Origin of the sequence: Halomonas sp. MMSF_3323, from assembly GCF_030733595.1 — a bacterium.
Classification (GTDB): Bacteria; Pseudomonadota; Gammaproteobacteria; order Pseudomonadales; family Halomonadaceae; genus Halomonas; species Halomonas litopenaei.
Map to the genome: position 1 here is coordinate 20,044 of NZ_JASHIT010000057.1, position 7,352 is coordinate 27,395.

The following is a 7,352-nucleotide window of genomic DNA, read 5'->3' on the forward strand; positions in this document are numbered from 1 at the left end:
CGGCGCTAGCTTGAGCAGCACACGCCAAGGCATCGTCGGGACGTCTCGGCATAGCCTAATGGATGCGGCGGCGGGGATCACCATCACCGGATGACCACCGTGTCTGGTCGTAGACGGGCATCATCTATAGACCAACATCGCAAGGTAGGCTTCGTCTGTGATGAAGAGGCGTTTCGATGGGAGTGAGCAAATGTCGGCCTCGGCCGAGGGGCGTCTTGCCGAGCACTACCGAGATGGCAACAGTTCATCGACCGGGGCGATATAGCGGCGTTCCGGGTCGTAGCGCTTTATCAGGCCATCGGCGGGCAGCCATTCAGTCGGCCAGAGCCAAAGATCGATAGTGAGCAGGTAGCGCTTCATGGATGATTTCCATCAAACAACGCTTCGATGACGTCCTCTTCCAGCGGAGCATCCCAGCCAGCCTTCGCCTCGATACGACCCTTGGTCAGTCCGTAGAGCTCATCCAGATCAAGTCCTTGATCTTTCAGTGCTTCAAAGCGCGCGACCGGCTTCCCGTTCTTGCAGATCAGTACCTCCTGCCCGCGCTGAGCGGCAGCGATCCCGGAGTCCTTATCGAGAGTCTCGGTTTCTGACCACGAACCACAGCCAGATAGCGACACTCAGCGACAGATAGACCACCAGCGGAAGGGCGAGAAACAGCGCCAGCACCTTGATCGAGAAACCTTCCTTGAAAAAGTAGACGATCAGCAGCAGCGGGAAGATGCTGGCAACCAGCAGCGGCCCAGCCTCACGCCGTATCCACTGGACGACCGCAGTGGTCTTGTTGGGCATAAGCGTCCTCTGGTGGTCGTGGTTGGTGTTGCAGGAACTGCCGGAGCACCACTGACGACATCTTCCTGCCGGTGATGTCGGCGACGTTGTGCCGGTGGTCTTCGCAGGGACTACAACGAGATAGTGACTCGCCTGGCTGCGCGCCTTCAGGGCGTCGAAGAAAGGCCGTCGGCGCACCTGTAATCCTGCAGGCGCTGCCGACGGCCTGCTGCATCGCAGATCAGAGCATCTCATCGATGTTGTTGATGGTGGGTTCGAGAATCAGCTCGCCTGTGCCCTGTTGCACCACGCGATTGGGTTCGATGAAGCAGGTCACCAGGCACCTGGCGCTTTCACCACCATCGGAGATGGTGAAGGTCTTCTTGGTGGAGACAACCCTGCCTTGCACATAGACCAGGCTGGTTTTTTCGCCTTCTTCTGCGGTAAAGGGGAGCTCGATCAGATCATCGGTGGCTGGAACTTCCTGCAAGGAGTCGATCTGGTGCTCCGGCATTTCCAGTGGCGTGGGTTTCAGCAACAGTGGCTCGAGGGACTTGGTGTTCAGGGAGTCCGTAAGCTGAAACATCAGTCGGTAGTTCATGTCAGTTCCTGATTGGTGTCGTGAGACGCAGCCACTGCTGTGCGTCGATTTCCTGCCGGCCATTCCTGCTCGCCCTGGCGGCTGCTCGAGACGAGCAGGTCTACCCCGTCTGCTGCCTTGTATCCGCTGGCCGGCAGATGTCGGGTATGAAACGCCAGAGAATTCAATCATTTGTCGAATAAGAGCAGGCTAATATATAGCATTGGTAGTATCCGATCGCCAGCACTTTACGGTGACCGTTCGATGCGGCGGCTGGCGGTATAGAGGCACTGAGCGCAGGTCGCGGTAGCAGCCTGGGTCCCGCAGGGGTATCGGCTCCAGACAGCGCGATGTAACGACGCCACGAGGAGGACAAAGCGAGAAGGGTGAAAGTAGCAAGTGGGCCGAGTGGATAGTGCAGGAGGTAGTGCTGTCGATAGCGGAGTAAAAAGCGGAGTGGGGTCAGTTCAGGCGGTGCCCACGTGTGAACTCGATGCGATGAGAAGGGGGGGGCGAAAACGACGAAAAACGGCCACCGCTCTGATGAGCAAGGTGACCGTCATTCTTGAATTCAGTGGTCGGAGCGACAGGATTCGAACCTGCGACCTTTGCAACCCCATTGCAACGCGCTACCAAGCTGCGCCACGCTCCGACTTGGCCTACGGGTTGTGTGACCGTCTGGCCTGTCCCCCGAAGACGAGGCGTATACTAGCGCGTTCATTTCAAAATGAAAAGCCCCTTTTGCGCTTTTATTTCAATTGGTTGGAAATTGACCAGCCCCGGGCGTCAGCGCTGCCCACTTTGTCCGTGCTCTGACACACTAATGGTAGGCAATGGGACACGAGGAGGACCAGGGAATGCCGCTGATTCTGGGGATGAGTCTACTGCTGGCGTGTCAGTTCGCCGGCGAGTTGATCGCGCGGGGGCTGACGTTACCGATACCCGGGCCGGTGATCGGAATGGTGATCCTGCTGATCGGGCTGTCGATTCGCGGCAAGGTGCCGAAGAGCCTGCGTACGACAGGGGAAGGTCTGCTGCGTTACCTGACGCTGTTGTTTGTGCCTGCGGGTGTCGGGTTGATGGTGCATGGCCGCCTGATCGCCGATGACTGGCTCGCCATTGCGGCGACGCTGGTGCTGTCCACGGCCTTGACCCTGGCGGTCACCGCCTGGGTCATGGCAAGGCTGGCTGCTCGCCGGGGAGGTCAGTAATGGATGTGGCCGAACTCGATGAGCTATGGGTCTATCTGTCTGGCAATCCGCTGTTGTCGCTGCTGGTCACGCTGTTGGCCTTCGCCCTGGCGGTGCGCATCAACAAGTGGCTGGGCGGCACGCCGCTGCTTCACGCGGTAACCCTGAGTATTGCCCTGATCATCTCCTTCCTGCTGGTCACCGGGATCGACTACGCCACCTACTTCGAGGGCGCCCAGTTCATCCACTTTTTGCTGGGGCCCGCCACGGTGGCGCTGGCCATCCCGCTGTATGACCATCGCGAGCGGGTGCGTCAGTTACTGCTGCCGCTGTTGGTAGCTTGCGGCGCGGGTATCGTGACCGCGGTGGCCTCGACCCTTGGCATTGCGCTGTTGTTCGGGGCGGCGCCAGAAACCGTGCTGTCGTTGGCGCCGCGCTCGGTAACGTCGCCCATCGCCATGGGGGTGGCGGAGAAGATAGGCGGTATTCCGTCACTGGCGGCGGGGCTTGTGTTGATTACCGGCTCCATCGGCTGTGCGCTGGGGCCGTTCATCTTTCGTCTACTCGGCATCAAGGACCCGGTGATCCAGGGTTTTACCATGGGGCTCTCCGCCCACGGCTTTGGTACGGCCCAGGCGTTCGCCAAGCTGGGAGCCATGGCCGGCGCCTTCTCTGGCCTTGCCATGGGGCTGACGGGCTTGATCACCGCCTTTTTGCTGCCGCTGATTGTGGCGATATTCGGACTCTGACCTTCGTCTAATGCGCAACGCAAATTGTCTCCGGCTGAACTATGGTCAAGCGAAGGGATTGGGCCGGAGGTCAAGATGTGGAAGACCATCAAGTCGGTACTCGCCGCGTTTTTCGGCGTGCAACGCGAGTCCCGGCGTCAGGAAGACTTCACCACCGGCAAGGCGTCCAGCTTTATCGTCGTAGGCATCCTCATGGGGGTGCTGTTTGTCGTGATTCTGATCGTGATCGCCACCCTGGCGGCGGGTTGAGTGACCCGTTGGCAGGGTGGCGTCTTGCGTTGACGGCTCGGCCCGCTACAGGCGGGGCAGTGACCAGGCTCTTCTATACTCGAGCCATTGGCGAGCGAACAAGATAACAACGAGCTCCAGGAGGCATCGATGCGCATGCGGCATGTGTGGATGACTGCGGGAACGCTGTTCGCAGGACTCGGAGGGCACCTCCAGGCGTCCGACTGGAACATGCCGGTCGGGGTGACGGACGTCAGTCGTGAGGTGTATTCGCTGCACATGACGATCTTCTGGATCTGCGTGATCATTGGCGTGGTGGTCTTCGGCGCCATGTTCTACTCGCTGTTCCGCTATCGTCACTCCCAGGGCGCAAAGGCCGCCAAGTTCCATGAGCACACCACCGTCGAGGTGATCTGGACGGCCCTGCCGTTGCTCATTCTGGTCGGCATGGCAGTGCCGGCTACCGCCACGCTCAAGAAGATGTACGACGCCTCCGACGCCGACCTGGATGTGATGGTGACCGGCCAGCAATGGCGCTGGCACTACAGCTACCTGGGTGAAGATGTCGACTTTACTTCCAACCTTGCGACCCCCCGCGAGCAGATCTCCGGCGAGAGCGAGAAGGGGGAAAACTATCTACTCGAAGTCGATGAACCACTGGTGCTGCCGGTGGGCAAGAAGGTACGCCTGCTGCTGACCGCCGACGACGTCATCCACTCATGGTGGGTGCCCGAACTGGCGGTCAAGCAGGACGCGGTGCCAGGCTTCGTCAACGAAAACTGGGTGCGCATCAACGAGCCCGGCATCTATCGCGGCCAGTGCGCGGAACTCTGCGGCAAGGATCACGGTTTCATGCCAGTGGTGGTCGAGGCGGTCGAGCAGGAGCAGTTCGATACCTGGTTGGCCGAGCGCAAGGCCGCTGCTGCCCAGGAGGCCCAGGGGGTGGATCGCGAGTGGTCCATGGACGAACTGATGGAGCGTGGCGAGCAGGTCTACGGCTCCATCTGCGCCTCCTGTCACCAGGTCGATGGTAGTGGCCTGCCGCCTGCCTTCCCGGCGCTGGCGGGCAACCAGGCACTGCTGGACGAGCCGGAGCGCCATCTGGATACCGTCGTCAATGGTGTCTCGGGTACCGCCATGCCGGCCTTCCGCACCACCCTGAATCCGGTGGAGATCGCCGCCGTCATCACCTACGAACGCAACGCCTGGGGTAATGAGACAGGCGAGGTGACCCAGCCGGCCGATATCGCCGACATGCTGTCCGAGTAGCCGGACGAACGGCTGTCGGGATCGCGATTGGAGCAGCCGTTCAGGTGCCGGGAAATGCAAGCACAAGAGATGAACGAGCAAGGGAATAGCGAACAAGGGATGGTCGACGAACGACCAGTCCGAGCAACCGGGGGCTCTCAGGAGTCACGTTGAACGCACCATCGACGCCCGCCAAGAGTCAGGCAGGCGGCCAACAGGGGAGATCTTCGCCATGGCGTCACTGCCTCCCAAGCATCGACTCGAGTCGTCGGCCTCCGAGGCCAGCTCGGCGGGACACGACGAGCATCACTATCGCCCAGGCGGTCTGATGCGCTGGGTACTGACCACCAATCACAAGGAGATCGGTACCCTTTATCTGATCTTCTCCTTGACCATGTTTCTGATCGGTGGGGTCTTCGCGCTGGTGGTGCGGGCCGAATTGTTCCAGCCCGGTCTTCAGCTGGTGCAGCCCGAGTTCTTCAACCAGATGACCACCATGCATGGCCTGATCATGGTGTTCGGCGCGGTGATGCCGGCCTTCGTTGGGCTGGCCAACTGGATGGTGCCGCTGCAGATCGGGGCGCCGGACATGGCGTTGCCGAGGCTCAATAACTTCAGCTTCTGGCTGCTGCCGATCGCCTTTACCCTGATGTTGAGTACGTTGTTCATGCCGGGTGGGGCGCCGAATTTCGGCTGGACCTTCTATGCGCCGCTGTCCACCACCTACGCGCCGCCGTCCACCACCTTCTTTATATTGTCGCTGCACATCGCCGGTATCAGCTCGATCCTGGGGGCGATCAATATCATCGCCACCATCCTGAACCTGCGCGCACCGGGCATGCGCCTGATGGACATGACCCTGTTCGTCTGGACCTGGTTGATCACCGCCTTCCTGCTGATCGCGGTAATGCCGGTGCTGGCCGGGGTGGTTACCATGATGCTGATGGACATCAACTTCGGCACCAGCTTCTTCAATGCCGGTGGCGGTGGTGATCCGGTGCTGTTCCAGCATCTGTTCTGGTTCTTCGGGCATCCCGAGGTCTACATCATGATCCTGCCGGCTTTCGGCATCGTTTCGGTGATCATTCCGACGTTCGCCCGCAAGCGGCTGTTCGGCTATGCCTCCATGGTCTACGCCACCGCTTCCATCGCCATCCTGTCGTTTTTGGTGTGGGCACACCACATGTTCGTGGTGGGGTTACCGTTGGTGGCGGAGCTGTTCTTCATGTACAGCACCATGCTGATCGCAGTGCCGACCGGGGTGAAGGTGTTCAACTGGATCACCACCCTGTTCCGGGGTTCGATCAGCTTCGAGCCGGCGATGCTGTTCGCCATCGCCTTTGTGGTGCTGTTTACCATCGGTGGCTTCTCGGGGCTGATGTTGGCGATCTCGCCGGCGGACTTCCAGTACCACGACACCTACTTCGTGGTGGCGCACTTTCACTACGTGCTGGTGCCCGGCGCGGTGTTCTCGATCATGGCGGGGGTCTACTATTGGCTGCCCAAGTGGACCGGCCACTACCCGCACCTGCGGCTGTCCCAGTGGCACTTCTGGCTGTCGATGATCGGGGTCAATCTGACCTTCTTCCCGATGCACTTTTCAGGGCTTGCCGGCATGCCGCGACGGATTCCCGACTACTCGTTGCAGTTTGCCGACTTCAACATGCTCTCCAGTATCGGTGCCTTCATGTTCGGCTTCTCGCAGCTGTTGTTCGTGGTCATCGTGATCATGTGCGTGCGGGGCGGCAAGAAGGCGCCGGCCAAGGCCTGGGATGGCGCCGAGGATCTTGAATGGACGGTGCCGAGCCCGGCGCCTCTGCATACCTTCGAGCACCCGCCCCAGTATCGGCCGGTGGAGCACTGAGTCGGGAGTGTCGCCATGACGGACGTCGTCGAGGATCGCAGTCCCCAGGTTCGACGAACCGTGGTGAAGACTCTGGTGGTGCTGGCGGGGATGTTTGGCTTCGCGTTTGCCCTGGTCCCGCTGTATGACGTCTTCTGCCAGGTGACGGGGCTCAACGGCAAGACCTCGACCAGCGCTCAGACGCTGGTGCACGAAGAGGTCGATACCGAACGCACGGTGACGATGCAGTTCGTGACTCGTGGCAGTGCGGGACTGCCGTGGAAGCTGGAGGCCCACAGTCGCCAGGTTCGGGTTCACCCAGGGCAGAGCACGGAGGTGTATTTCACCTTTCGCAATCTGGGTGACCAGGCGCTGGTGGCAAGGGCGGTGCCCAGCGTGACCCCATCTCCGGCGTCGTTACATCTGCGCAAGCTGGCCTGTTTCTGTTTCGACAATCAACGGCTGGCGCCGGGGGAGAGCTTCGAGGCGCCACTGGTGTTTCAACTGACCCGCGATCTCCCCGAAGAGATCAAGACCGTGACCCTGGTGTACACGCTCTACCCGCAGGACCAGGGACCGGACGTGGCGGTGGCGACGGTGGCCGACGGCGCACCGGGCAGTGACAAGGGACGCCGACCGGCGTCTGGCGAAGATCCAGGAGGTGAAGCATGAGTGGTGGCAGCTACTACGTACCCGCGACCAGCAAGTGGCCGATCCTCGGTTCCCTGGCCATGGGCGTGATG

Annotated in this window: 10 protein-coding genes and 1 tRNA gene; 7 read left to right on the forward strand and 4 right to left on the reverse strand. The window is 60.9% G+C overall.

Annotated features, from left to right (window positions below; genetic code table 11):
- Nucleotides 1-225: 225 nt before the first annotated feature.
- A complete protein-coding gene (locus RBB39_RS21190) occupies nt 226-360 on the reverse strand; it encodes a hypothetical protein (protein WP_275041598.1) in 135 nt (44 codons plus the stop codon).
- Nucleotides 361-362: 2 nt separating this feature from the next.
- Here RBB39_RS21190 and RBB39_RS21195 point away from each other — a divergent pair, with 2 nt between their 5' ends.
- The gene (locus RBB39_RS21195; protein WP_306169389.1) at nt 363-593 is read left to right on the forward strand and encodes a hypothetical protein; all 231 of its coding nucleotides are present in this window, start codon (nt 363-365) and stop codon (nt 591-593) included.
- Here the strand turns inward: RBB39_RS21195 and RBB39_RS21200 are convergent.
- From RBB39_RS21200 to RBB39_RS21210, 3 genes are all read right to left on the reverse strand, one after another.
- Nucleotides 571-792: a hypothetical protein gene (locus tag RBB39_RS21200; RefSeq protein ID WP_045991614.1), complete on the reverse strand. Its 222-nt coding sequence runs from the start codon at nt 790-792 to the stop codon at nt 571-573. The genes RBB39_RS21195 and RBB39_RS21200 overlap by 23 nt on opposite strands.
- Before the next feature lie 220 nt (nt 793-1,012).
- Nucleotides 1,013-1,372: a hypothetical protein gene (locus RBB39_RS21205; RefSeq protein ID WP_045991613.1), complete on the reverse strand. Its 360-nt coding sequence runs from the start codon at nt 1,370-1,372 to the stop codon at nt 1,013-1,015.
- 554 nt (nt 1,373-1,926) lie between these two features.
- Nucleotides 1,927-2,003, reverse strand: a tRNA-Pro gene (locus RBB39_RS21210).
- Nucleotides 2,004-2,208: 205 nt separating this feature from the next.
- On the opposite strand from RBB39_RS21210, the gene RBB39_RS21215 reads away from it, so the two are divergent.
- The 6 genes from RBB39_RS21215 (at nt 2,209) to RBB39_RS21240 (ending at nt 7,281) form a co-directional block, all read left to right on the forward strand.
- The gene (locus RBB39_RS21215; protein ID WP_045991507.1) at nt 2,209-2,562 is read left to right on the forward strand and encodes a CidA/LrgA family protein; all 354 of its coding nucleotides are present in this window, start codon (nt 2,209-2,211) and stop codon (nt 2,560-2,562) included.
- On the forward strand, nt 2,562-3,290 hold the full coding sequence (locus tag RBB39_RS21220) for an LrgB family protein (RefSeq protein WP_045991506.1): 729 nt from the start codon (nt 2,562-2,564) through the stop codon (nt 3,288-3,290). Before RBB39_RS21215 ends, RBB39_RS21220 begins: the two co-directional genes overlap by 1 nt.
- Nucleotides 3,291-3,365: 75 nt before the next feature.
- Nucleotides 3,366-3,539: a DUF2970 domain-containing protein gene (locus RBB39_RS21225; RefSeq protein ID WP_083970217.1), complete on the forward strand. Its 174-nt coding sequence runs from the start codon at nt 3,366-3,368 to the stop codon at nt 3,537-3,539.
- A 129-nt stretch (nt 3,540-3,668) separates the two neighbouring features.
- Entirely contained in the window at nt 3,669-4,787 is a 1,119-nt protein-coding gene (gene coxB, locus RBB39_RS21230; RefSeq protein WP_083970216.1) for a cytochrome c oxidase subunit II, read from the forward strand.
- Between the two features lie 211 nt (nt 4,788-4,998).
- Complete coding sequence (gene ctaD / locus RBB39_RS21235) at nt 4,999-6,630, forward strand: cytochrome c oxidase subunit I (RefSeq protein ID WP_045991505.1); 1,632 nt, start codon at nt 4,999-5,001, stop codon at nt 6,628-6,630.
- A 15-nt stretch (nt 6,631-6,645) separates the two neighbouring features.
- A complete protein-coding gene (locus tag RBB39_RS21240; protein ID WP_083970215.1) occupies nt 6,646-7,281 on the forward strand; it encodes a cytochrome c oxidase assembly protein in 636 nt (211 codons plus the stop codon).
- Nucleotides 7,282-7,352: the final 71 nt, after the last annotated feature.